This is a genomic window from Roseburia sp., assembly GCF_041325975.1.
Lineage (GTDB): Bacteria > Bacillota > Clostridia > Lachnospirales > Lachnospiraceae > Roseburia > Roseburia rectibacter.
This window is the reverse complement of the sequence record NZ_JBGLEJ010000005.1, coordinates 990,792-1,015,161: the sequence shown is the minus strand read 5'-3', so window position 1 is coordinate 1,015,161 and position 24,370 is coordinate 990,792. Positions and strand designations below refer to the sequence as shown.

The 24,370-nt window shown below is 40.0% G+C and carries 23 protein-coding genes; 20 read left to right on the top strand and 3 right to left on the bottom strand.

What is annotated here, in order from left to right; all coding sequences use genetic code 11:
- Entirely contained in the window at positions 1 to 741 is a 741-nt protein-coding gene (locus ACDD58_RS16045) for a helix-turn-helix domain-containing protein (RefSeq protein WP_117922621.1), read from the bottom strand.
- Positions 742 to 964: 223 nt separating this feature from the next.
- On the opposite strand from ACDD58_RS16045, the gene ACDD58_RS16040 reads away from it, so the two are divergent.
- The 3 genes from ACDD58_RS16040 to ACDD58_RS16030 all read left to right on the top strand — a co-directional run bounded on the left by ACDD58_RS16040 (position 965) and on the right by ACDD58_RS16030 (position 4,454).
- On the top strand, positions 965 to 2,413 hold the full coding sequence (locus ACDD58_RS16040; RefSeq protein ID WP_118210781.1) for a carbohydrate ABC transporter substrate-binding protein: 1,449 nt from the start codon (positions 965 to 967) through the stop codon (positions 2,411 to 2,413).
- A gap of 260 nt (positions 2,414 to 2,673) precedes the next feature.
- A complete protein-coding gene (locus ACDD58_RS16035; protein ID WP_118210782.1) occupies positions 2,674 to 3,588 on the top strand; it encodes a carbohydrate ABC transporter permease in 915 nt (304 codons plus the stop codon).
- 5 nt (positions 3,589 to 3,593) lie between these two features.
- Positions 3,594 to 4,454 (top strand): carbohydrate ABC transporter permease, encoded by an 861-nt coding sequence (locus tag ACDD58_RS16030; RefSeq protein WP_118210787.1) that lies wholly within the window; start codon positions 3,594 to 3,596, stop codon positions 4,452 to 4,454.
- A 93-nt stretch (positions 4,455 to 4,547) separates the two neighbouring features.
- Here the strand turns inward: ACDD58_RS16030 and ACDD58_RS16025 are convergent, their stop codons facing one another.
- Complete coding sequence (locus ACDD58_RS16025; protein WP_118210788.1) at positions 4,548 to 5,012, bottom strand: TspO/MBR family protein; 465 nt, start codon at positions 5,010 to 5,012, stop codon at positions 4,548 to 4,550.
- 121 nt (positions 5,013 to 5,133) lie between these two features.
- Here ACDD58_RS16025 and ACDD58_RS16020 point away from each other — a divergent pair, with 121 nt between their 5' ends.
- From ACDD58_RS16020 to ACDD58_RS15975, 10 genes are all read left to right on the top strand, one after another.
- Positions 5,134 to 5,559, top strand: coding sequence for a pyridoxamine 5'-phosphate oxidase family protein (locus ACDD58_RS16020; RefSeq protein ID WP_118210783.1), 426 nt, complete (start codon positions 5,134 to 5,136; stop codon positions 5,557 to 5,559).
- A gap of 97 nt (positions 5,560 to 5,656) precedes the next feature.
- Positions 5,657 to 6,181, top strand: coding sequence for a hypothetical protein (locus ACDD58_RS16015; RefSeq protein WP_118210784.1), 525 nt, complete (start codon positions 5,657 to 5,659; stop codon positions 6,179 to 6,181).
- A gap of 3 nt (positions 6,182 to 6,184) precedes the next feature.
- Entirely contained in the window at positions 6,185 to 7,780 is a 1,596-nt protein-coding gene (locus tag ACDD58_RS16010; RefSeq protein WP_118210785.1) for a type I restriction-modification system subunit M, read from the top strand.
- A gap of 2 nt (positions 7,781 to 7,782) precedes the next feature.
- Positions 7,783 to 9,027: a restriction endonuclease subunit S gene (locus tag ACDD58_RS16005; RefSeq protein ID WP_370778382.1), complete on the top strand. Its 1,245-nt coding sequence runs from the start codon at positions 7,783 to 7,785 to the stop codon at positions 9,025 to 9,027.
- 14 nt (positions 9,028 to 9,041) lie between these two features.
- Complete coding sequence (locus tag ACDD58_RS16000; RefSeq protein ID WP_118210629.1) at positions 9,042 to 9,689, top strand: DUF3990 domain-containing protein; 648 nt, start codon at positions 9,042 to 9,044, stop codon at positions 9,687 to 9,689.
- A gap of 10 nt (positions 9,690 to 9,699) precedes the next feature.
- Positions 9,700 to 10,116 carry a hypothetical protein gene (locus ACDD58_RS15995; RefSeq protein WP_118210628.1) on the top strand — a complete coding sequence of 139 codons (417 nt, stop codon included), beginning with the start codon at positions 9,700 to 9,702 and terminating at the stop codon, positions 10,114 to 10,116.
- Position 10,117: 1 nt separating this feature from the next.
- Positions 10,118 to 10,591, top strand: coding sequence for an NADAR family protein (locus ACDD58_RS15990; RefSeq protein ID WP_118210627.1), 474 nt, complete (start codon positions 10,118 to 10,120; stop codon positions 10,589 to 10,591).
- 35 nt (positions 10,592 to 10,626) lie between these two features.
- Complete coding sequence (locus ACDD58_RS15985) at positions 10,627 to 11,190, top strand: restriction endonuclease subunit S (protein WP_243103007.1); 564 nt, start codon at positions 10,627 to 10,629, stop codon at positions 11,188 to 11,190.
- 99 nt (positions 11,191 to 11,289) lie between these two features.
- Positions 11,290 to 11,523 (top strand): hypothetical protein, encoded by a 234-nt coding sequence (locus tag ACDD58_RS15980; RefSeq protein ID WP_147403020.1) that lies wholly within the window; start codon positions 11,290 to 11,292, stop codon positions 11,521 to 11,523.
- Positions 11,524 to 11,539: 16 nt separating this feature from the next.
- The gene (locus tag ACDD58_RS15975; RefSeq protein ID WP_118210624.1) at positions 11,540 to 14,494 is read left to right on the top strand and encodes an HsdR family type I site-specific deoxyribonuclease; all 2,955 of its coding nucleotides are present in this window, start codon (positions 11,540 to 11,542) and stop codon (positions 14,492 to 14,494) included.
- Positions 14,495 to 14,619: 125 nt separating this feature from the next.
- Here the strand turns inward: ACDD58_RS15975 and ACDD58_RS15970 are convergent, their stop codons facing one another.
- Positions 14,620 to 15,552, bottom strand: coding sequence for a site-specific integrase (locus ACDD58_RS15970; protein ID WP_118210623.1), 933 nt, complete (start codon positions 15,550 to 15,552; stop codon positions 14,620 to 14,622).
- A 247-nt stretch (positions 15,553 to 15,799) separates the two neighbouring features.
- Here ACDD58_RS15970 and hypB point away from each other — a divergent pair, with 247 nt between their 5' ends.
- The 7 genes from hypB (at position 15,800) to hydF (ending at position 24,338) form a co-directional block, all read left to right on the top strand.
- Complete coding sequence (gene hypB / locus ACDD58_RS15965) at positions 15,800 to 16,480, top strand: hydrogenase nickel incorporation protein HypB (protein WP_118210622.1); 681 nt, start codon at positions 15,800 to 15,802, stop codon at positions 16,478 to 16,480.
- Entirely contained in the window at positions 16,477 to 19,206 is a 2,730-nt protein-coding gene (locus ACDD58_RS15960) for an FAD-dependent oxidoreductase (RefSeq protein ID WP_370778378.1), read from the top strand. The genes hypB and ACDD58_RS15960 overlap by 4 nt, the downstream gene beginning before the upstream one ends.
- Before the next feature lie 5 nt (positions 19,207 to 19,211).
- Positions 19,212 to 19,574, top strand: a complete 363-nt coding sequence (locus ACDD58_RS15955) for a hydrogenase maturation nickel metallochaperone HypA (RefSeq protein ID WP_370778377.1) — start codon at positions 19,212 to 19,214, stop codon at positions 19,572 to 19,574.
- Between the two features lie 421 nt (positions 19,575 to 19,995).
- Positions 19,996 to 20,250 (top strand): TM1266 family iron-only hydrogenase system putative regulator, encoded by a 255-nt coding sequence (locus tag ACDD58_RS15950; RefSeq protein WP_117922287.1) that lies wholly within the window; start codon positions 19,996 to 19,998, stop codon positions 20,248 to 20,250.
- An 81-nt stretch (positions 20,251 to 20,331) separates the two neighbouring features.
- Positions 20,332 to 21,450, top strand: coding sequence for a [FeFe] hydrogenase H-cluster radical SAM maturase HydE (gene hydE / locus ACDD58_RS15945; protein WP_118210620.1), 1,119 nt, complete (start codon positions 20,332 to 20,334; stop codon positions 21,448 to 21,450).
- Between the two features lie 179 nt (positions 21,451 to 21,629).
- On the top strand, positions 21,630 to 23,051 hold the full coding sequence (hydG, locus tag ACDD58_RS15940; protein ID WP_370778374.1) for a [FeFe] hydrogenase H-cluster radical SAM maturase HydG: 1,422 nt from the start codon (positions 21,630 to 21,632) through the stop codon (positions 23,049 to 23,051).
- A gap of 78 nt (positions 23,052 to 23,129) precedes the next feature.
- Positions 23,130 to 24,338 (top strand): [FeFe] hydrogenase H-cluster maturation GTPase HydF, encoded by a 1,209-nt coding sequence (gene hydF, locus ACDD58_RS15935; protein ID WP_370778372.1) that lies wholly within the window; start codon positions 23,130 to 23,132, stop codon positions 24,336 to 24,338.
- Positions 24,339 to 24,370 lie beyond the last annotated feature (32 nt).

Genomic DNA, 24,370 nt, shown 5'->3' with positions numbered 1-24,370 from the left:
TCACCACATGGATTTGTAATATTCGTCCCGGTATTTCTTTGGTGTCAGTCCGGTATAGTTTTCAAAAATCTGGATAAAATGGCTCTGTGAGGAAAAGGAGAGATAATTTGCAATATCAACGATCGGCTTATCGGAATAGCGCAGCAGATGTGTCGCTTTCTCAATCTTTTTTTCACGGATATAGTCACTGATGGATATACCAAGGTTTTGTTTAAAAACACGGGACAGATAACTCTCGGACAGCCCGGTATATTCAGCCAGAATATTGATGGTAATGCGTTCTTTGATGTGCGTGTAGATGTAGTCGACACACTGCATGACAGGCTTTGAGAGAATTGCACTTTTTTTCTGAAGAACCATTTTTCCGGTAAAATCTTTTACCATTTCATGATGCAGGTCTGCCACCTGGCGTATCGAGGTACAGGAATCCATTTTTAAAATATAAAAATCACTCAGGCGGTAAGCCTGTTCCGGTTCTAATCCACCGTCAATGCAATAGCGTGTGATCATGGCGGTAGTGACAACAAAATGATATTTGATATTCGTAAGAGGATTGCGGGAAAGCACTCCTGTACCTTTTAGGTCAATAAAAGCATCTTCTTTGCAATTCCGTATCACAGTTTCCATATCCCCTGTTTTGACCGCATTATAAAAAGAATACTCTACCGTCGGGGAACGGTGCAGCATATCGTATTCACTGTTGACTAATTCTGTGTGATACCACTCTTTTGAAAGTTCCATGATTAGCTCCATTCTTGTACTGTTTTCAAATGAAAATATCATTTCATTTGCAGATTTGTACATCTTTCGTCTGGTTGTCTCATTATGTCATGAATCTGACATTTTTTCAAGCGATTTAGTATAATGCAAAATTAAAATCAGTTAATATATCACTTGTAAACGAGATAGGAACACAAAAGAAAATAAGTGTTCCAGAGGAATTTCGAAAAGGGAGGAAAAGTAGATGAAACGAAGAATTGTAAGTATGATGCTCGTAGCAGCGATGGGAGCATCATTATTGGCAGGCTGTGGCGGAAATGCAGCAGGCAGCAATGACACAAAGAGCGACAATGCTAAGAGCAATGCTGCAGAAGCAACTGGCAGCGATGCAACAGCCACAGATGAAAATGCTCCGGCAACAGAAGCAGAAAACACAGATGCACAGGCAGGTACTTCTGATGAAGGAAAGGTACTTAATATTTACTGCTGGAACGAGGAATTTAAGAGTCGTCTGACAGATCATTATCCAGGATATACAGAGGTGGATGCAACTACAGGAACGATCGGTGATGTAATTGTAAAATGGAACATTACCCCAAGTGATGATATGGCATATCAGAACAATCTGGATGCAACCTTATTAAAACAGGCAGATGCAGCAGCAGATGACAAGATCGATATCTTTCTGGTAGAAGCCGATTACGCATTAAAATATGTTGATACAGATTACACAATGGCAGTTACAGATCTTGGAATTACCGATGCTGATCTTTCCAAACAGTACCAGTACACCAAAGATGTTGTTACAGATTCCAACGGTGTATTAAAAGGTCTTTCCTGGCAGGGCTGCCCTGGCGTATTATTCTATAACAGAGATGCAGCAAAAGAAGTATTAGGTTCAGATGATCCTGCTGAGGTTCAGAATTATGTAAAAGACTGGGATACATTTAATGATACAGCAAAGAAAATGAAAGATGCCGGTTACACAATCACATCTTCCGCAAACGATACTTTCCGTGTATATTCTAATAACGTCACTTCAAAATGGGTTGTTGACGGCAAGATCAATATTGATGACAACATTATGAAATGGGTGGATGATTCCAAAGAGCTTGTAGATGCAGGTGAGACAGGAACATATGATCTGTGGAGTGATGACTGGAAGAAAGGTTTCTATCCGGAAGGAAATGTATTCTGCTACTTTGGACCTGCATGGTTAGTAAACTTCTCAATGGCAGCAGATACAGAAGGCAGTATCGGTTACAATGGTGGCTGGGGCGCAACGGAAGGACCTCAGGGCTTCTTCTGGGGTGGTACATGGATCTGTGCAGCCAATGGAACTGATAACCAGAGCCTTGTAAAAGATATCATGCTTCAGATGACAACCAATGATGACGTTATGAAAGAGATCATTGAGAAAGATGATGACTTCGTAAACAATCAGGACGTAATTGCTGAGATGGCAGACAGCTCTTACTCAAGCAAGATCTTAGGCGGACAGAATCCACTTGGTATTTACAGCTCAGGAGTTTCCAAACTTGATTTAAGCAATCTTTCTTCCTACGATCAGGGTTGTAACGAAGAGTTCCAGCATGCAATGAAGAACTACTTCGAAGGAAGTGCAACGAAAGAAGAAGCATTAGATCTGTTCTACAAATCAGTTTTAGAGAAATATCCGGAATTGGCATATTAATCTCCATTCTTGCGCTGTTTTTAAGCGCATCACAAGTTTGTGCGAAGCACAAATCTTGCGTGTGAAAAATGTATTTTTCACACTAAGTTCTGTTACTATGAATGAAACTGCGCCTGCCAGATCGTAAGGAAGGCAGGTGCGGTTTATTATGTAAAACCATTAGCGCAAAGCTGACAGCATGTTTACACAGAAGAAAAGTGAGGGATGCTGTGAGCTCTGTGGATGAGAAAATGTACTCTGAAAAAGGAGGTTGGGCTGTTATGAAAAAAAGCAGTGGAAAGGTAGTAAAATACAATAAATGGGGATATATCTTTTTGATTCCTTTTATTGTAGTATATGTTATTTTTCAGTTGATCCCATTGGTCAGCACTATTTACAACAGTTTCTTTGAAAACTATATGTCAGGATTAACACAGGTTGGACCAAGGTTTGTCGGATTTGAAAATTATCAAAAACTCTTCTCCGATGGAGATATCTGGATTTATACCAAAAATACTCTGTTATTGTGGATCATGTGCTTCGCACCGCAGATTATTTTATCGCTTGTACTTGGGGCATGGTTTTCAGATGTGCGTCTCAGATTAAAAGGAACACGTTTCTTTAAAACGGTCGTATATCTTCCAAACCTGATCATGGCATCCGCATTTTCCATGTTGTTTTTTACCTTGTTCTCCGATGGAGGACCGATCAACTCAATGCTGATGCAGATCGGATTTATTGATACACCATATAAATTTTTATCAAATGCGGGAAGTGCAAGAGGACTGATCGCACTGATGAACTGCCTGATGTGGTTTGGTAATACAACGATCCTTCTGATGGCTGGTATGATGGGTATCGATACTTCTTTATTTGAGGCAGCAGAAGTCGATGGAGCAACTTCTTCCCAGGTATTCTGGCAGATCACGTTACCGCTGTTACGTCCGATCCTTGTATATGTAGTCATCACATCTCTGATCGGTGGTTTACAGTTATTCGATGTTCCGCAGATCTTAACCAATGGAACCGGTGATCCGATGCGTTCTACTATGACACTGATCATGTTCTTAAATAAACATCTCTATAGTAAGAACTATGGTATGGCTGGTGCATTGTCAGTTATTCTGTTTATCATTACAGGTATTTTAAGTTTGATCGTATTTAAGATTACCGGCAATGATAAGAGGAAGGGGTGAAACTCATGAATGAAAATCGTAATTTGAAAAAAGGCGTAGGTATTCATGCAAGAAGATTTATTGCATATGTTGTATTGGCGATTGTTTCTGTTTTGTGTTTATTCTGGTTTTATGTATTATTTATCAATGCAACCAGATCAAATGGTGAGATGCAGTCCGGCTTTACACTGGTTCCAAGCAGTCATTTGTGGGAAAACTGGAAGAACTTAAGAAACGGAACACTTCCGGTTTGGAATGGTATGTTCAACAGCCTGATCATTTCAGCATGCAGTGCAGTACTTGGTGTGTATTTTTCAACGATGACAGCTTATGCGATCCATGCGTATGATTTTAAACTGAAAAAATATATTTATCCATTTATTTTAATGGTTATGATGATCCCGACACAGGTAACTGCACTTGGATTTATCAAACTTGTATCTGGTATGCATCTGGAAGATTCCTTTATTCCTCTGATCGTGCCTGCAATTGCAGCTCCGGTTACTTTTTTCTATATGAAACAGTATATGGAGAGCACACTGCCGTTGTCACTGATCGAGGCAGCCCGCATTGATGGCTCCGGGGAGTTTCGTACATTTAATTCTATCGTAATGCCATTAATGAAGCCGGCAATCGCCGTACAGATGATCTTTACTTTTGTAAGCAGCTGGAATAACTACTTCACACCGGCATTGATCCTGCACGATGACAAGAAAAAGACACTGCCTATCTTGATCGCGCAGTTACGTGGAGCTGACTGGCTTAAATTTGATATGGGGCAGGTATATGTGATGATCGCATTCTCCATCTTCCCGGTTATTATTGTATATCTGTTTTTATCAAAACATATCGTACAGGGTGTTGCTCTTGGTAGTGTAAAGGGGTAAGTGATAAAAAATAAGACACGAAATAAAAAACAGGATATGAATGATGCAAGAGCCTGCTGACTTAAAAAAAGCCAGCAGGCTTTTTTGTTGCGCTTATCCGTTCAGCAGACAGATCCCCAGATTTAAGTATCCTGCAAAAGTCACCCAAAGCAGATAGGGGATCATCAGATATCCGGCTGGCTTTGAAATCGGGTAAAACAGAATTGCTGTCAATAAGATCAGAAGCCACAGCAGCACGAGCCAGATAAAAGCAAACAGACATAGCCCAAAATTAAAAAAGAAAATGGACCAGAAAAAGTTAAACACAAGCTGGATGCCGTATACGGTCAGAGCGTTACCAGTGGGCTTTTGTGATGTGACCACCAGATAAGATGCGAATCCCATCAGAACATACAGAATTGTCCAGACTACCGGAAACAGAAAACCCGGTGGAGCAAAAGCAGGTTTGTTTAACATTGCAAAGTTTTCCATGCTGTTTTTGGTAAGAAGAGATGCCAGGGCACCGACAGCAAGTGGTATGGCAATGCAGGTAATCAGGTTTTTCCATTGAATTTTCATAAATCCGTCCTTTCCCATTTTTCACACGAATCTCTATTTTTTTACATATTGCCTTCTCTTGATAAGTTATGATGCCGGGGTGGAAAATATGAGAAAATATGTCTGAAGGGAGAATAGGATCATGAATCATGAAGAATATGAAAATGCAGCAAATAACACCTGTACACTTGCAACCGGTTCTGGTGAATTTGTGAGATGTACGCCGATTGAATATAGCTATCATGACGGTACAGTATGGATGTTTTCTGAAGGCGGGGAAAAATTTCATGCACTGGAGAATAACAAAAATGTATGTATTGCCATTTATGATAAATATGAGGGATTCGGCAGATTAAAAGGATTGCAGATGACAGGCATGGCACAGCTCGTAGAGCCATTTTCGGACGAATATGTTGCGGCAGCAGAATTTAAAAAGATTCCGATAGATGCACTGAAAAAATTACCGCAGCCGATGCATTTGATCCGTGTGACGCCGGTGAAAGCAGAGATGTTAAATTCAGAATTTAAGAAGGATAGGTTTGCGAGCAGACAGAAAATGTTTTATTAAAGAATTTGTAATTTATCTAAATTACAAATTGACATTTGAAGATAGATGAATTACTATGAAATAGTAATTTAATTAAATTACTCCTAAAGGAGGATTTATGGAACAAAAATGTTTGGATGAATTGATAAAGTTTACTTTGGGTAAAAATATTTCCAGATTGAAAAAACAGGATGAAAATATTTATACACCGGAGGATTTTGAAAACGACTTACATAGCTTAAGTGATGCAAACGAGATATGTGGGTGCATTATTAATCTGATTCGATCCAAAGCATCACCGATATCAACCGGGATACAGGAAAAATATATTACATCAAATTTTCTGCTGTGCATGTTTGATCAGAATGAATTAGATCCCTGGTATTTTTGTTATCAATTTAATGAGGGAAAAAGCCTTGAACAGCAGATTGGCAGATATCATCAGGGCAGTACCGTAAGTGTAAAAAAATTAAATATAAAAAGTATTGGTGAATTAAAAATACCGGTACTGGATATAGAAAAGCAAAGACAGATAGGAAGATTATACAGGCAGTCGATTATCCAGAAAGATTTACTGGAACGGCAGGCTGCAAATATTAATAGACTGATGATTGAGACAATCAGAAAAATGGAGGAGAATTAACACATGGCAGAGTCAAAAGAATTATTACAGGTACTATGGAGTGGAGCAGATGTTCTAAGAGGAAAAATGGATGCAAATGAGTATAAGACATATTTGCTTGGACTGGTATTTTATAAATATTTATCAGATTCTTATTTATCAAAAGTTTATGATCTGCTTTATGATGGTGTGCCGGAAAGCATAGAAGAAGCACAGACCGCATATGAAGAGGCGATGGAAGGGGAGGATGCAAAGGATTTGTTAGAAGAGCTGCAGGAATCCTTATATTATACTTTAACACCGGATATGACATACATCAGTATATTGAAAGATGCAAAAAATAATAGTTTCCACCGGGAAAAATTGCAGGCTGCATTTAACCGGATACAGGAATCGGATGAGTTGTTTAATGGACTGTTTGATGATGTTGATTTATATTCAAATCGTCTTGGAACGGGAGATCAGAAACAAAGCACTACAATTTCTGATCTGATAAAGGTGCTCGAAGCAGCAGATCTCATTCATACAAAAGGAGATGTGCTTGGAAATGCATATGAATATCTGATTGGACAGTTTGCTTCAGAAACAGGTAAGAAAGCAGGCGAATTTTATACGCCGCATGGTCCGGCACAGATCCTTTGCCGCATTGCAATGTCGGGACAGGAAAATAAAAAAGGATTGCAGGTTTATGATCCATGCATGGGTTCCGGTTCTTTGATGTTAAGCTGCAGAAATTATTCCACAGAACCAAAGTACATTAAATATTATGGACAGGAATTGATGCCATCTACTTATAATCTTGCAAGGATGAATATGTTCCTGCATGGAGTGCTGCCGGAAAATCAGCATTTAAGAAACGGTGATACATTAGACGCGGACTGGCCGACAGACGAAGAGACAGAATTTGATGTTGTGACAATGAATCCGCCTTATTCTGCAAAATGGTCAGCGGCAGAAGGATTTAAACAGGATGAGCGGTTTATGGATTATGGAGGAAAACTGGCTCCGAAGTCTAAGGCAGACTATGCATTTCTGTTACATGGATTTTATCATTTAAAGCAGAGCGGAACGATGGCGATTGTGCTGCCGCATGGTGTATTATTCCGAGGTGCAGCAGAGGGAACGATAAGGGAAACGCTTTTGCAGAATGGTTCTATCTATGCAGTGATCGGACTTCCATCAAATATGTTTTATAATACATCCATACCGACCTGTATTATCGTTCTGAAAAAACACCGTGAAGGAAGAGATGTTTTATTTATTGATGCATCAAAACAATATGAAAAAGAAAAAAAACAGAATGAAATGAAAGAGGAGCACATTGATCATGTGCTTGAACTGTATAATAATCGCAAGACAGTAGAAAAAGAGGCATATCTGGCATCTTATGATGATATTGTGGCAAATGATTTCAATCTTAATATACCAAGATATGTTGATACAACCGAAGAAGAGCCGGAAATAGACCTCAGAGAACTGACACAGAATATCAAAGAGACAGATGAGGCGATCAAAGAGGGAAATAAAGCATTATTAGGGATGTTAAAAGAACTTAGTTTTAACAATGACGATGCAAAAGCAGCGGTTGAAGAATTTATCCGTGTGTTAGAGGAGGTGTAACTATGGCAAATACACCAAATATCAGGTTTCAAGGGTTCACGGATGATTGGGAACAGCGTAAGCTGGAAGATATATATGGTTCGATTGGAAATGCATTTGTAGGAACAGCTACTCCATACTATGCAGAACAAGGACATTTTTATTTGGAATCTAATAATGTAAAAGATGGACAGATAAATCATAACTCTGAGATTTTCATAAATGACGAATTCTATGAAAAGCAAAAAGACAAATGGTTACATACCGGAGATATGGTTATGGTTCAGTCTGGTCATGTTGGACATGCAGCTGTAATCCCTGAAGAATTGGACAATACAGCGGCTCATGCCTTAATCATGTTTAGAAATCCAAAAGAAGAAATTGAGCCTTACTTTTTGAATTATGAATATCAAACTGATAAAGCTAAGAAGAAAATAGAAAACATTACGACTGGTAATACCATAAAACATATCCTTGCGTCAGATATGCAGGAATTTGTAGTTGATGTTCCAAAATATGAAGAACAGAAAGTGATTGCGGGTTATTTCTGTAACCTCGATAACCTTATCACCCTTCATCAGCGTAAGTGTGATGAAATGAAAAAAATGAAAAAATTTATGCTTCAAAAAATGTTTCCGAAAAATGGAGCAAAAAATCCGGAGATTCGGTTTGATGGATTTACTGATGATTGGGAACAGCGTAAGTTGGGGAAAGTGTGTGAAAGAATCACTAGGAAAAATATAAATAACGAATCAGATTTGCCCCTGACAATAGCATCTCAATATGGATTAATTGATCAAAGAGATTTTTTTAATAAGATTGTTGCGGCAAAGGACATGTCAAATTATTATCTTTTGAAAAAAGGAGAATTTGCATATAACAAAAGTTATTCTAAGGGATTTGATTATGGTTCTATAAAGCGACTAAATGCCTATGAACAGGGTTGTTTATCGACATTGTATATATGTTTTGGGATAACATCAGATGATGTGGATTCAGATTATTTGGAATGTTTTTTTGATACTCTTAAATGGTATTCTGACATTACAATGATATGTGCAGAAGGTGCTAGAAATCATGGATTATTAAATGTTGATACAAAAGCATTTTTTGATGAGGTTACAATATCCATGCCTTCCTCAAAAGAAGAACAATGTATGATTTCTGCATATTTGAAAAACCTCGACCATCTTATCACTCTTCATCAGCGTAAAGCAGATAATTTGAAAAATTTAAAGAAATATATGCTTCAAAATATGTTTGTATAGGGAGAATAACGGATATGGGGAAGATTATCTTATATCATGGGAGTCCTGACAAAGAAATAAAACCGACTTTGGGATTGGGAGAAGAGCGCCATGATTACGGAAAAGGATTTTATTTGACAGAAAGTGTTGATCTTGCGAAAGAGTGGGCGGTTTGCAGACCGGATGAATCAAATGGTTGGGTTCATAAATATGAACTGGATATGGAGGGCTTAAAAGTACTTGATTTTCAGAAACATAGTATTTTATCGTGGCTGGCAGAATTAATGAAACACAGAGATGCAGCTGATTCGAAACGATATAGAATGTTATCCCAGAAATTCATTGCGAAATATGGAATAGAAACAGGCAGTTTTGATGTGATAAAAGGATGGAGAGCGGATGCATCATATTTTTATATTGCAAAAGCATTTGTCAGAGATGAAATTGATGTGGAAATTTTAGAAGAATTGTTGTTGCTCGGAGGACTGGGGATACAGTATTGCATCAAATCAGAATTGGCATATTCAAGATTACATGAGAGAAAAGAAGAACTTGCCGCGGTGGACTACAATGAATTTAATGAAAAGTATAATGAGCGTGACGTGACAGCGAGAAAAAGGATGAAAGAACTGATTGATTCGGATGCGAATAAAGTAACCAACGTGTTTAGTACACTTTTGTGAGGTAAGAAAGATGCAGGCATATTCAGAAACATATTTAGATGATGTGGTAGAAAGTCAGGGAAAATTGTTTGATTTTGTGGCACAGACATTTCCCCAAAATGATACGGCAGATTTTATAAAAACATATATGAAAAGCAAAACCAGAAAGTATATCGATGAGTCAAAGGCGTATGTAAATACCATGGATGCCAAAGAATTGTGGAAATACTTCTTGGATACAGAAAAGTATAAATTAAAGGAAGGTAAGGCTTTAGAAGGATTTATGCCGGACTGGATCGGTGAGTTTTATGCATATTATCAATGGTATTACAATATTCCAAGTGCAGAAGTGATAGAAAAAGTGCCATTAAATTTTTTGATGAAAGCATATCACGGACTGCATGACTTAGAACTCGATCTGGCAGTAAAAAAGGTAGGTGCGGCTTAAAATGGACATGATATGTTTTCATAATCCGGACGAAGAAAATGGATATCTGAGCAACTGGTATATGTCAAAATTTACGATAAATGGAATCACGTTTTCATCCATGGAACAATATATGATGTATCAAAAGGCAGTTTGTTTTAAAGATCATGTGATTGCCCAAAAGATATTAGAAACAGAAAGCGTTGGAACAATCAAAGAATTAGGACGTATGGTGTCGGGATATAGTGAGAATTACTGGAATGGAATACGGCAGATTGTAGTTTATGAGGGACTTATAGAAAAATTTTCTCAAAATGATAAATTGAGGGAGACATTGCTGGTTACAAATGACAAAATTCTTGCGGAATGTGCAGTAAAAGATAGGATTTGGGGAATTGGATTGTCTATGAATGATCCGGATCGTCTGGATATGGGAAAATGGAGAGGACAAAATTTATTGGGATATACGTTAATGATGGTTAGAGACAGGCTGTAAATGTTATTACTTGGGAACAGCGTAAGTTGGGGAAAGTGTGTGAAAGAATCACTAGGAAAAATATAAATAACGAATCAGATTTGCCCCTGACAATAGCATCTCAATATGGATTAATTGATCAAAGAGATTTTTTTAATAAGATTGTTGCGGCAAAGGACATGTCAAATTATTATCTTTTGAAAAAAGGAGAATTTGCATATAACAAAAGTTATTCTAAGGGATTTGATTATGGTTCTATAAAGCGACTAAATGCCTATGAACAGGGTTGTTTATCGACATTGTATATATGTTTTGGGATAACATCAGATGATGTGGATTCAGATTATTTGGAATGTTTTTTTGATACTCTTAAATGGTATTCTGACATTACAATGATATGTGCAGAAGGTGCTAGAAATCATGGATTATTAAATGTTGATACAAAAGCATTTTTTGATGAGGTTACAATATCCATGCCTTCCTCAAAAGAAGAACAATGTATGATTTCTGCATATTTGAAAAACCTCGACCATCTTATCACTCTTCATCAGCGTAAGTATAAGTTACTAAGAAAAATAAAAAAGTATATGCTACAGCGCATGTTTCTACGACACAAGTGAAAATATATGATAAAATTACATAAATGGTAGATGCCTTAAACGTTATAAGGAGTATTCAGGCACTTTCCTGCCTGAAATATGAAAGGAGTGACAAAATACATGAAAAATTTAGTAACGGATGATTTGTTTTATGTATGCATAGTAATAGAATTTGTTGCAAGAAGTACACATAATCATGTCCGAGATATTGTAAATAGACTATCTGATGATGATGTTGCGCATCAGATAAAAGCGGCACCTGTGAATCACTGTCTTTCTATGGAACAAGTCTGTGATGAATGGATCGAGGATTACCTGCGTTGTTCCTATGAAGAAGGATACGTTTTGAACTAATGAGAAAGGAAAAATTATGGCAGAATTAGAAGCAGTCATCGAAAAAAGACTGATCGATAAGTTATGCAGTGGTGAATCACAGTGGACATACCGGCCGGATATCAGAACAGAAGAGCAGCTTTGGAGCAATTTTAAATATATTTTAGAGCAGAACAATAAGGCAAAATTAAATGATACGCCATTATCTGACTCCGAATTTGCAAAGGTGAAGAATGATCTTTCACATGCCTCCTTCTATGATGCCGGAAAGTGGCTGGTTGGTGAGAACGGCAAAGTATATGTGCATGTGCAGCGTGGAAATGAGACACTGCATTTACTTGTGATGAACAATGAGCATATCGCAGGGGGAACCAGTGTATATGAAGTGATCAATCAGTATCAGGCGTTTGCAACGGGTGAGGAAAATGATAATCGTGACCGGAGATTTGATGTGACGCTTCTGATTAACGGTATACCAATGATCCATATTGAATTGAAAAATAAAGAACATTCTTATATGGATGCATACCGGCAGATCAAAAAGTATATAGCAGAGGGGAAATTTCATGGGATTTTCTCGAATGTGCAGATGTTTGTGGTAAGTAATGCGGTTGATACAAAGTATTTTTCAGCGGCAAGAGACACGGAATTAAACAAAAAATTTATAACCGGGTGGATTGATAAAGAAAATTTATCAGTATGTGATTATATTGATTTTGCCGAAGCGGTGCTGAAAATACCGGAAGCACATGAGATGGTAACAAAATATACGGTATTGGATAATGATAAGAAGAAGTTATTGATCCTGCGTCCGTACCAGATACATGCGATTGAAGCTATGAGAGCTGCTTCAAAGAGGGGCGAATCGGGATTTATCTGGCATACCACAGGTTCGGGAAAGACAATGACATCTTATAAGGCAACGCGAAATTTGCTGATGGATATCCCATCCATAGAAAAGACAATTTTTTTGATCGACAGGAAAGATCTTGATTTACAGACAAAGATGGCATTTCAGTCTTATGCGGACAATGATACGATAGACGTAGATGATACAGATTATGTGGATACTTTGATCAAAAAGCTGGCAGATGGAAATCGCCAGATGATTGTAACAACAAGGCAGAAGATGCAGACGATGGTCAATAAACGTCTGCAGGAAGGTACAAAAGAATACCAGAAAATAAAAAGTCTGAGAGTCGCTTTTGTAGTGGATGAATGTCATAGGGCAGTTACTCCGGAGACAAAGAGATTGCTGGAACGTTTTTTTAATAATTCCTTGTGGTATGGTTTTACAGGGACGCCAATTTTTGAAGAGAATAAGTATGAACAAAAAGGAGATTTGCCACAGACGACAGAGCAGTTGTATGGAAAATGTCTGCACAGTTATACCATAAAAGAAGCGATTCATGATGAGGCAGTTCTGGGATTTATGATCGAAAATCTTGGACCGAAAAATGCCAATGTTGATTTATCCGCATTTGAGACGGAAGATCATATGCGCAGAGTACTGGATGTCATATTGAATCAGTCCTATACAAAGTTTGGTATGCAGAATGTCAAAGGCAAAACATACGAGGGAATTTTGACAGTTAATTCGATTCCAAAAGCGCAGAAATATTATGAGCTGCTGAAAAAAGTAAAAGCGGGACAGGATAAATTAAAGATTCACGAAGATATCAGCCGTGCAATGCCGGATTTCCCGAAATTTGCTATTACGTATTCGTTATCAGAAAATGAAGAGACATCCAGTATTTATCAGGAAAAGATGAAGGAGTCCATGGACGATTATAATGAAATGTTTGGAACTACTTATAAAATTGAGGGAATCAACGCATATAACAGCAATTTGAATGACCGGCTTGCAAGAAAAGAGAAGCGGTATCTGGAAAGAAGCCAGCAGTTGGATCTTGTGATCGTAGTCGACCGGCTGCTGACAGGCTTTGATGCACCGTGTCTGTCAACGTTGTTTATGGATCGTCAGCCGATGAGCCCGCAGGATCTGATACAGGCATTTTCCAGGACAAATCGTTTATTTGATCCAAATAAGCAATATGGTCAGGTTGTAACATTTCAATCTCCCGGAGATTTTAAAAATGCGATCAATTATGCATTAAAATTGTATTCCAGAGGCGGCGATGGAAGCCCGATTGCAGAAGACTGGGATGATGTATTAAGTTCATTTGCAATTTCAGTAAAAACAATACATACGCTTGCAAGTACACCAATGGATGTTGCAGGATTGTCAAAAAAACAGAAAAAAGCCTTTGTACATATGTTTCGTGCGTTAGATCATGATTTTGCACATTTAAAGGCATTTTCGAATTACAGTGATGAAATTCTTGCAGATTATGAGTTTTCGGAAGCAGAATATGAAGATTATGCAGCAATGTATCATAATGTGATGGAAGAATTAAAGAAGGCAGAAGAAGATAAGCAGGATGAGGATAATCCGGTTATGGATGATTATGATCTGATTGCTTACAGTAAACTGCGAGTGGACTTTGAGTATATTATTGAGTTGCTGCAGGGAGTTGTCGAATCTTTAGATCAATCGGAGGATAATTTTAAAGAAGCAGATTTTGAACATGATATGAGTATGATCCGTGGTCTGATTCAGGATTTTTCGAAAGATAATCCAAAACTCAGTGCCCTGTTAGAGTCAGTGGTCGATCAGATTGAGAAAGATAAAACAAAGTATATAGGACAGGATATTTCCGTGATTATTAATGAAATGAGATACGCAGCCATTGACAAAGAGATAGAAGATTTTGCCCGTCAGTGGTATGTAGATTTTGAAACGGTACGATATGAGGTATATAATTTCAAGGATGGAGAGCTTGCAAATGAAAATAATTTAAAGGAAAAGGCAGATTATACATCGTATAAAAATAATGAAAATGAACCAATGCCAAAATTTAAATTCAGAAAAGAAATGATAGAAGATTTTAAAAATAATCTGATGGAAAGCGTTCTTCCATTACTTGCCTGATCGGATAAAGTATGCAAAATAGCTGCCGCTGAGCTGAAAAATGCGGCAGCTATTTTTAGAATCGGCGTATTATAAATTTGTGACAATGTGTTTGTCTGTAGAGCATGCAGACAAGGGTTTTGATTTTAGTTTAAATTTGACAATGAGCGCATGATGATATCTACATCTTTGCTTTCAAGTTCCTGTATGATATGCAGATATGTTTTTTGGGTTGTTGTCATGCTTGAATGTCCTAACCGGCGTGCAACACTTGCAATAGAAACTCCGGCAAACAAAAGTAAAGAGGCATGTGTATGGCGAAGACCATGTACTGCAATGACAGGTATGCCGGCATTTCTACAGTGGCGCGCTAATATGCCATTTAGAGTGGAGTTATATACTTTGGTTCCATTTACGAAGATGGGTTCATCCTCTGGAAGATTTTTTAATAAATTTGAGAATTGCATAACCGTTTGCCAGTCAATCTGGATTTTTCTCACAGAGGAAGTGTTTTTCGTGGGAAGGAAACCGCCGTCACCTTTATAGTCCCAGGTCTTAGAAATGGAGAGTGACTGGTGGGCAAAATCAAAATCTTTTGGTGTTAAAGCAAGTGCCTCGGAAAATCGCATACCTGTTTTGGCAACCAAAAGAATGAACCAGTCCCAGGAAATATTCTGTTCCAATGTTAAATCTTCGATTAATTTATGCAATTCAAACTGATTGAGATATTTAATCTTTTTATCACCGGGTTGTTTTCCCTTAATAATGGCTTTTCGGGTGGGATCTCTGGAAATAAGTCCTTCATCAACGGCATCAAGTACAGCACATTTTATATGATGATGAAAATCGAGAGTTGTCTGATGCTCGTGTGTGGAAGCGTAATCATTGAGCAGTTTCTGGTAAGAAATCCGGTCAAGATCGCTGATGATTAAATCAGGAACAAGTTTCTCAAGCCAGTGATGGGCCATCAGATATTTTTGCATAGTTACAGCTCTTATGGCACCTTCTTTGTATACGGTGATCCATTGTTTGTAATAGTCGCAGAATAAGACGGTGCTGTTCGTTTGTGTTGTATTCATAAATAATCTCCTTTATCCATTTTGTATACGCCGATTGCACACGTGGTGTTATAAGTTTTATGAATAAGCATATTGTATCTGATTTTTAGGAACATATTTATGAAATATTACGTGTTTCTAAACAAAATATAAATAATTGGCACACTGGTATGACCAGAATTTATTGACATCACCACTATTAAATGATAGAATTTATCTATAAATAACAGACGAAACAAAAATGTTACATCAGAAATGGAGATTATCAATGGGAAATGTACGGATTCTGGAAGTAAAACAGAGTATTTTCGAGAGCAATGACAAGCAGGCAGCATTGCTCCGCGAAGAACTGAAAAAAGATGGTGTGTTCTTACTGAACCTTATGTCATCACCTGGATCGGGCAAAACAACGACGTTAACACGCACGATCGAGGCACTGAAAGATGATTTAAAGATCGGTGTCATGGAAGCAGATATTGATTCAGATGTGGATGCAGAGACGATTTTAAAGACCGGAGCAAAAGCGATCCAGCTTCATACAGGCGGCATGTGTCATCTGGATGCAGATATGACGGGACAGGGATTAAAAGGACTTGGGACAGATGATGTGGAACTGGTTATTTTAGAGAATGTCGGCAATCTGGTATGTCCAGCAGAGTTTGACACAGGTGCTGTTAAAAATGCAATGATCTTATCTGTGCCGGAAGGACATGATAAGCCTTTAAAATATCCGCTGATGTTTTCTATCTGCGATGTTGTACTGATCAACAAAATAGATGTGATGCCTTATTTTGATTTTGATCTGGAACAGTGTAAAAAGAATATCTTAATGCGCAATCCGAATGCAAAGATCATCCCGATCTGTGCAAAGACCGGAGAGGGTATTGAAGAATGGGCAGACTGGCTGAAAACAGAAACAGCTGCATGGAAAGAGGAGGAACACGCATGAAAAAGTTTGAGTACACACCACCGGAACAGCCGAGAGAGCTGATCTTAAAATTAGGCCAGAAGATCACTGACCGCATCGGTCATACGGTGACAGCAGAAGATCCGGAATATTATGGTTTAGAGGCACTTGTGACCGATGAGATGGCAGAGGTTGCACTGAAAATGAAAGTGCGTAAGCCGATGACATTAGCGCAGATCGTAAAAGCAACCGGAAAAGAAGAGAAAGCACTCGAAGAATTGCTGCAGGAGATGAGCAATATCGGTCTTTTGGAATATAACTGGGAAAATCCAAAGCATGAGAAACAGTATGTTCTTCCGATGTATGTACCGGGAAGTGCAGAGTTCTTTAATATGAAGTTAGACCAGATCAAAGAGCACCCAGAGGTAGCGTCATTCTTTGAGCGTATGGCATTTTTACCTTTGCAGAAAGTAACACCGATGGTACCGCCAGGAGGCGCAGGAATCGGTATGCATGTTATTCCGGTTGAGAAAGCGATCGAGACAGAGAATGAGTCTGTCAGTGTCGAGCATATTTCCCACTGGCTGGATAAATATGACGGAAAATACGCAGCAGGTCCATGTTCCTGCCGTTATTCACGCGGTGTTTTAGGCGAGGGATGTGCGGATGATCCGGAAGACTGGTGTATCGGTGTCGGCGATATGGCTGATTATCTGGTTGAGACAAATAAGGGACATTATATCACACGTGAAAAGGTAATGGAGATCTTACAGCGTGCAGAGGACAACGGTTTTGTCCATCAGATCACAAATATTGACGGCGAGGACAAGATTTTTGCTATCTGTAACTGTAATGTAAATATCTGTAATGCGCTTCGTACTTCACAGTTATTTAACACGCCGAATATGTCGCGTTCTGCTTATGTGGCAAAGGTTGAGACGAAGGATTGTGTTGCATGTGGACGCTGCGTAGAGTACTGCCCGGCAGGTGCCGTAAAACTTGGTCAGAAGCTTTGTACGAAAGACGGAGCTATCACATATCCGAAACACGAACTGCCGGATAATACCAAATGGGGACCGGAAAAATGGGATATGGATTACCGTGATAATAACCGTATCAACTGCTATGATACCGGAACAGCACCGTGTAAGACTGCCTGCCCGGCACATATCGCAGTACAGGGATATTTAAAAATGGCAGCACAGGGACGTTATACGGATGCGCTTGCCCTGATCAAAAAGGAGAATCCATTTCCGGCAGTCTGCGGCCGTGTCTGCAACCATCGTTGTGAGGATGCATGTACAAGAGGTACCGTAGATCAGGCGGTTGCGATCGATGATGTTAAGAAATTTATCGCAGAACTTGATTTAAAGGCAGAAACGCGTTATATTCCACCAGTCGTACAGCCGTCAAACCGTGGAACTTTCCCACAGAAGATCGCGATCATCGGTGGTGGCCCTGCAGGTTTAAGCTGTGCATTTTATCTGGCTGCCAGAGGTTACAAACCGACTGTATTTGAGAAAAATGAACGTCCGGGTGGAATGCTCGTTTACGGTATTCCTTCCTTCAAATTAGAGAAAAATGTTGTGGATGCTGAGATTGAAGTAATGCGTGAACTTGGCGTAGATATTAAATGCGGCGTGGAAGTTGGAAAAGATATTTCATTAGATGAGCTGCGTGCACAGGGATATCAGGTATTTTATATCGCAATCGGATGTCAGGGAAGCCGTAAAGCAGGTATTCCGGGTGAGGATGCGGACGGTGTGATGAGTGCAGTTGATTTCTTACATATCGTATCCGGTGGAAATGAAGATTACCGTGTGGATGGCAGATCCGTTGTCATCGGTGGCGGTAATGTTGCAATTGACGTGGCACGTACAGCAGCACGCTGTGGTTCAAATGAAGTTTCCATGTTCTGCCTGGAGTCCGAAAAAGAGATGCCGGCATCAAAAGATGAGGTGGCGGAAGTTAAAGAAGAGGGCGCAGCCGTTCATTGTGGCTGGGGTCCGAAAGAAATTCTAACAGAAAATGGCAAAGTACGCGGCATCGTGCTGAAAAAATGTATTTCTGTTAAAGATGAGACAGGCCGCTTTAACCCTCAGTTTGATGAGAATGATACGATGACTGTGGAATGTGAGCATGTTTACTTAAGTATCGGACAGAGTATCCTCTGGGGTGACCTTTTAGCAGGTTCAAAAGTGGAACTTGGAAGAGGAAACGGAGCTGTGGCAGATCCGCTTACTTATCAGACTGCAGAACCGGATATTTTTGTTGGTGGAGATGTCTATACCGGACCGAGCTTTGCAATCAATGCAATCGCAGCCGGAAAAGAAGGTGCAGAGTCCATTCACCGTTTTGTCCATGAAAATGCGAGCATGACGATCGGAAGAAACCGCCGTCAGTTTATCGAACTGGATAAGGAAAATCTTGCGCTCGAAGGATATGACAATGCAAAGAGACAGAGTCCTGCAATGGATGATAAGATTGATGCACACAGATCCTTCCGTGATGCACATAAGACACTGACCGAGGAGCAGGTGAAGATCGAGACAGCGCGTTGTCTTGGCTGTGGTGCTTCCGTGGTGGATCCGAACAAGTGTATCGGATGCGGTGTCTGCACAACAAAATGTGAGTTTGATGCGATCCATCTGCACCGTGAACTGCCGGAGTGCAGCCGCATGGTAAAAGCAGAGGATAAGATGAAGGCAATTCTTCCTTATATGTTAAAACGTGAAGTGAAGATCCGTTTTGGGAAAAAGGAGAAATAAAGCGAATGCATGAACTTGGAATCGTATTTCATGTGATCAAAAGCGTAGAGGAGATCGCACAGGAAAATGATCTGACAAAGGTTTCGGCTGTGACACTTTCCATTGGGGAAGTGTCCGGCATTGTGCCGTCCTATCTTACAGACTGCTGGCGCTGGGCAGCAGACCGTACAGAGATCTTATCCGGCAGTGAGTTAAAAATTGATATGATCCATGCGGTAACACATTGTGACGACTGTGGCTGTGAATATGATACCGTAGAGCACGGTAAGATCTGCCCGGAGTGTGGTGGTGAACATACCTGGCTTTTATGTGGAAATGAAACGATGATCAAAGAGATCGAGGTGCCGGAGGAAGAGCTGGTGCCGTAAAAGTGTGACAGATTTTTGCAGGGGATGCTTTGTATTTTATGGCATACAGAACAGAAACATAATTGCATTTCTTAAAAAATCATGATACCCTTTGTATACATAATACTTATATGCAAAATATTTTGCCCGTATAATTTTCATGTATACAGAGGGTATTTTTGTGAAGTAATATTGTAAATCTTTGCAAAGAGCACATTTAAAGTCCTTTTTGCGTAAGATTTTAAATGGAAAAAGAAAAGACACTGACATTGAAAGAATTATCTGAGATGAAAGGTACGGCATAGAGTAAAATATAAGAGGCGCATTGTGACTCTTTTTGGGCTGTACCTGGAATTAGGGGTACAGCTTTTTTGGTTCCAAAAGCTGCATCATAGATTCGTGTATGAAAATAATATAAATTTGGTAATCAGGGAGAAAATGAATGGAAACAAGAGTAGCTTTGATAGGGATCATTGTAGAAAACATGGATTCCACACCAGAATTAAATAATCTTTTGCATGAATATGGTTCGTATATCATCGGACGTATGGGTTTACCATACCGCGAGCGGAATGTACATATCATCAGTGTTGCGATCGATGCGCCGCAGGATATCATTAATGCACTTTCCGGCAAAATTGGCAGACTTAACGGAATCACGGCAAAGACAGTGTATTCTAATGTTGGCATAAGCTAGTGTACGCTATTATTGTTAGTGATACAGTACACCAGTGCAGATGTAATTGAAATTACTAATTAATTAAAAAATGAGGAATTTATGTTACAAAACCAGATAATACAAGATCAAAACAAAAATACACAGAGCACACAGAGCACCTACGGCATGCCAGAGCGTGAACTTAAAAATCTGCCGGAGACAATAGAAAAGACAGCAGATATCACAAAAGAACAGCTTGCATTTCTTCTTTCCACAGAGGACAATGCAATGATACAGGACTTAAAACAACGTGCGCGAAATGTGGGTGACCGCATCTATGGAAAAAATATTTATATCCGCGGACTGATCGAGTTTACCAATTACTGCAAAAATGACTGCCTTTACTGTGGAATCCGCAGAAGTAACTGCCACGCAGACCGTTACAGGCTGACGGAGGAGGAAATCCTTTCTTGCTGTAAGAACGGATATGAACTGGGATTCCGGACTTTTGTATTACAGGGGGGAGAGGATGGATTTTATTCAGATGAAAAAATCTGTCATCTTGTTTCAAAGATCAAGGAGGAATATCCGGACTGTGCGGTGACACTTTCCATCGGTGAAAAATCAAAGGAGAGTTATCAGGCATATTTTGACGCCGGGGCAGACCGGTATCTGCTGCGCCACGAGACGGCAGATGAGGCACATTATAAAAAGCTGCACCCGGCGGAGATGTCCTATCAGAACCGGATGCGATGTCTTAGAGATTTAAAAGAAATTGGATATCAGACCGGCTGTGGATTTATGGTGGGTTCGCCATATCAGACCGTAGATACTTTGTGGGAGGATCTGCAGTTTATCCGCAGATTAAAACCGCAGATGGTCGGTATCGGGCCATTTATCCCGCAGAAGGATACGCCGTTTGGCAATGAGACGGCGGGTACGATGGAGATGACACTGCGGCTGCTGTCGGTCATAAGGCTGATCCATCCGCATGTGCTGCTCCCGGCAACCACGGCACTTGGAACGATCCATCCAAAGGGCAGGGAGCTCGGAATCTTAGCAGGAGCGAATGTTGTCATGCCAAATTTGTCTCCGGTTGCCGTGCGTGAAAAATATAAATTATATGACAATAAGATCTGTACCGGCGATGAGGCGGCAGAGTGCCGTTTCTGCATGCAGCGGCGCATGGAAAGCATTGGTTATCAGGTAGTTGTAAACAGGGGAGATTTTTTGGCATAACAGAGAAAACAGATAAAGAACTGGCAGTTCTAAAATAGCATTGCCGGTTTTAGGTGACAGAAAAACTGTCATACCATATAAAAAATACTAACCGGAAAGTAAGCGGGTGGTTACTGCTCACACGGTATGAGTGAACAGTAACAGCGGGTGCAGACTGACCGGAAAGAAAGGAAGCATGTATGTACAACGCAAAATCATTAAAAGCAGAAGAGTTTATTTCAGACGAGGAGATCAAAGAGACACTTGCCTATGCAGATGCCAACAAAGACAATGTGGCACTGATCGATGAGATCATCGAAAAGGCAAAATTAAGAAAAGGTTTAAATCACGGGGAGGCATCTGTCCTTTTAGCATGTGAGATCCCGGAAAAGATCCAGGAAGTTTATGAACTTGCAGAGCAGATCAAAAAAGACTTTTACGGAAACCGTATCGTATTATTTGCACCGCTTTACCTGTCAAACTACTGTGTAAACGGCTGTGTATACTGTCCGTATCATCTGAAAAACAAACACATTGCAAGAAAGAAACTGACACAGGAAGATATCGTAAAAGAAGTTACTGCACTGCAGGATATGGGACATAAACGTCTTGCGATAGAGGCTGGGGAAGATCCGGTCAACAATCCGATCGAATATATTTTAGAGTGTATCAAAACCATCTACAGTATCAAACATAAAAATGGTGCGATCCGCCGTGTCAATGTCAACATTGCAGCAACGACCGTAGAAAATTACCGCAAATTAAAAGAGGCAGGAATCGGAACTTACATCCTGTTTCAGGAGACTTACCACAAAGACAGCTATGAAAAACTGCATCCGACCGGACCGAAACATGATTATGCATATCATACGGAAGCAATGGACCGTGCAATGGAGGGCGGCATTGATGATGTGGGACTTGGTGTATTATTCGGACTTGACCTGTACCGCTATGAGTTTGCAGGACTTTTAATGCATGCAGAGCATTTAGAGGCAGTACATGGAGTGGGACCTCATACGATCAGTGTTCCAAGAGTAAAACATGCAGATGATATTGATCCGGATGCATTCGATAACGGTATTTCCGATGATACATTTGCAAAAATCTGTGCACTGATCCGTGTTTCCGTTCCATATACCGGAATGATTATCTCAACCAGAGAGAGCCAGGAAGTGAGAAATAAAGTACTTCCGCTTGGTGTATCTCAGATCAGCGGCGCATCAAAGACAAGTGTAGGAGGATATGCAGAGCCGGAAAAAGAGGACGAAGTGACCAGTGAGCAGTTTGATGTCAGTGACCAGAGAACGTTAGATGAGGTTGTAAACTGGCTGATCAAACTTGGTTATATCCCAAGTTTCTGTACGGCATGTTACCGTGAGGGAAGAACCGGTGACCGTTTTATGGCACTTTGTAAAAACATGCAGATCTTAAACTGCTGTCACCCGAATGCGCTGATGACGTTAAAAGAATACTTAGAGGATTATGCGAGCGAGGAGACTAAAAAACTTGGTATGGAGCTGATCGACAGAGAACTCGAAAAGATTCCGAATCCGAAAGTAAAACAGACTGCATACGAGCATATTCATGATATTGCAGAAGGAAAACGTGATTTCAGATTCTAAGAAAAACGTGATGCATATTCGGAATGAACAAACCAAAGGCAGATAAATTATGCCCGCAGGCTGTTCGAAAGGAGTACTATGGCAGGAACACTAAATGACACACCGGGCAGCAACCGTCTGCATATCGGTGTGTTTGGAAAAACAAACAGTGGAAAATCTTCTTTTATCAATGCGTTCACACATCAGGAAGTTTCCATTGTTGCGGATATTGCCGGAACGACGACAGATCCGGTCTATAAGCCGATGGAGATCAGCCCGCTTGGTCCCTGTGTGATCATTGACACGGCAGGATTTGATGATACAAGCGAGCTTGGTGAACGTCGTGTGGAGAAGACAAAACTGGCGGCAGAAAAGGCAGATATTGCAGTGATCGTGGTATCACAGCCGGATAATGAATGGGATATCACAGAAGAATTAAAGTGGTATCAGTTTTTGAAAGAGAAAAACACACCGGTCTTGTTCCTCGTCGGAAAATCAGATATTGATCCGCACACAGAAGAACTTATTTCATATATCAAAGAAAAAACCGGAAAGAAAGCGCTTGCAATCAGTGCAGAAACCGGGGCAGGAATCGATGCGGTAAGAGAAGAATTAGCCCGCCTTGTACCGGAAAACTTCGGGGAAAGAAAGATCACGGGAGAACTTGTCACAGAGGAAGATCTTGTCCTGCTGGTTATGCCGCAGGATATTCAGGCACCGAAAGGACGCCTGATCCTGCCGCAGGTGCAGACGCTGCGGGAGCTTTTAGATAAAAAATGTCTGGTCATGAGTGTGACAACAGACAAACTGGTGCCGGCACTTGCAGCCTTAAAAGAACCGCCGAAACTGATCATTACAGACTCACAGGTGTTTGGCTATGTGTATGAGCACAAACCCAAAGAGAGCATGCTGACTTCATTTTCCGTTTTATTTGCAGCCTATAAAGGGGATCTTCCTTATTATGTGGAAGGTGCGAAGATGTTAGACTCCCTGACGAATGAATCACACGTTCTGATTGCAGAGTGCTGCAGCCATGCACCGTTGCAGGAAGACATCGGAAGAGTCAAGATCCCGCGCATGTTAAAAAAACGTGCCGGGGAGGGGCTTACGGTAGATATTGTAAGCGGAACGGATTTCCCGGAGGATTTATCAGATTATGATCTGGTCATCCAGTGCGGTGCATGTATGTTTAACCGTAAATATGTGCTGTCCCGGATCGACCGAGCAAAAAAACAGCAGGTTCCGATGACTAATTATGGTGTGACGATCGCCCATCTGACCGGAATTTTAGATAAGATTTCAATGTAACAATAGAATTAAAAAGCAGGATTGCGTTTTCC

Bases quoted from the DNA above. Each gene is read 5' to 3' on its own strand.
- ACDD58_RS16045 (WP_117922621.1), bottom strand. From the start codon at position 741: ATGGAACTTTCAAAAGAGTGGTATCACACAGAATTAGTCAACAGTGAA.
- ACDD58_RS16040 (WP_118210781.1), top strand. From the start codon at position 965: ATGAAACGAAGAATTGTAAGTATGATGCTCGTAGCAGCGATGGGAGCA.
- ACDD58_RS16035 (WP_118210782.1), top strand. From the start codon at position 2,674: ATGAAAAAAAGCAGTGGAAAGGTAGTAAAATACAATAAATGGGGATAT.
- ACDD58_RS16030 (WP_118210787.1), top strand. From the start codon at position 3,594: ATGAATGAAAATCGTAATTTGAAAAAAGGCGTAGGTATTCATGCAAGA.
- ACDD58_RS16025 (WP_118210788.1), bottom strand. From the start codon at position 5,012: ATGAAAATTCAATGGAAAAACCTGATTACCTGCATTGCCATACCACTT.
- ACDD58_RS16020 (WP_118210783.1), top strand. From the start codon at position 5,134: ATGAATCATGAAGAATATGAAAATGCAGCAAATAACACCTGTACACTT.
- ACDD58_RS16015 (WP_118210784.1), top strand. From the start codon at position 5,657: ATGGAACAAAAATGTTTGGATGAATTGATAAAGTTTACTTTGGGTAAA.
- ACDD58_RS16010 (WP_118210785.1), top strand. From the start codon at position 6,185: ATGGCAGAGTCAAAAGAATTATTACAGGTACTATGGAGTGGAGCAGAT.
- ACDD58_RS16005 (WP_370778382.1), top strand. From the start codon at position 7,783: ATGGCAAATACACCAAATATCAGGTTTCAAGGGTTCACGGATGATTGG.
- ACDD58_RS16000 (WP_118210629.1), top strand. From the start codon at position 9,042: ATGGGGAAGATTATCTTATATCATGGGAGTCCTGACAAAGAAATAAAA.
- ACDD58_RS15995 (WP_118210628.1), top strand. From the start codon at position 9,700: ATGCAGGCATATTCAGAAACATATTTAGATGATGTGGTAGAAAGTCAG.
- ACDD58_RS15990 (WP_118210627.1), top strand. From the start codon at position 10,118: ATGGACATGATATGTTTTCATAATCCGGACGAAGAAAATGGATATCTG.
- ACDD58_RS15980 (WP_147403020.1), top strand. From the start codon at position 11,290: ATGAAAAATTTAGTAACGGATGATTTGTTTTATGTATGCATAGTAATA.
- ACDD58_RS15975 (WP_118210624.1), top strand. From the start codon at position 11,540: ATGGCAGAATTAGAAGCAGTCATCGAAAAAAGACTGATCGATAAGTTA.
- ACDD58_RS15970 (WP_118210623.1), bottom strand. From the start codon at position 15,552: ATGAATACAACACAAACGAACAGCACCGTCTTATTCTGCGACTATTAC.
- hypB (WP_118210622.1), top strand. From the start codon at position 15,800: ATGGGAAATGTACGGATTCTGGAAGTAAAACAGAGTATTTTCGAGAGC.
- ACDD58_RS15960 (WP_370778378.1), top strand. From the start codon at position 16,477: ATGAAAAAGTTTGAGTACACACCACCGGAACAGCCGAGAGAGCTGATC.
- ACDD58_RS15955 (WP_370778377.1), top strand. From the start codon at position 19,212: ATGCATGAACTTGGAATCGTATTTCATGTGATCAAAAGCGTAGAGGAG.
- ACDD58_RS15950 (WP_117922287.1), top strand. From the start codon at position 19,996: ATGGAAACAAGAGTAGCTTTGATAGGGATCATTGTAGAAAACATGGAT.
- hydE (WP_118210620.1), top strand. From the start codon at position 20,332: ATGTTACAAAACCAGATAATACAAGATCAAAACAAAAATACACAGAGC.
- hydG (WP_370778374.1), top strand. From the start codon at position 21,630: ATGTACAACGCAAAATCATTAAAAGCAGAAGAGTTTATTTCAGACGAG.
- hydF (WP_370778372.1), top strand. From the start codon at position 23,130: ATGGCAGGAACACTAAATGACACACCGGGCAGCAACCGTCTGCATATC.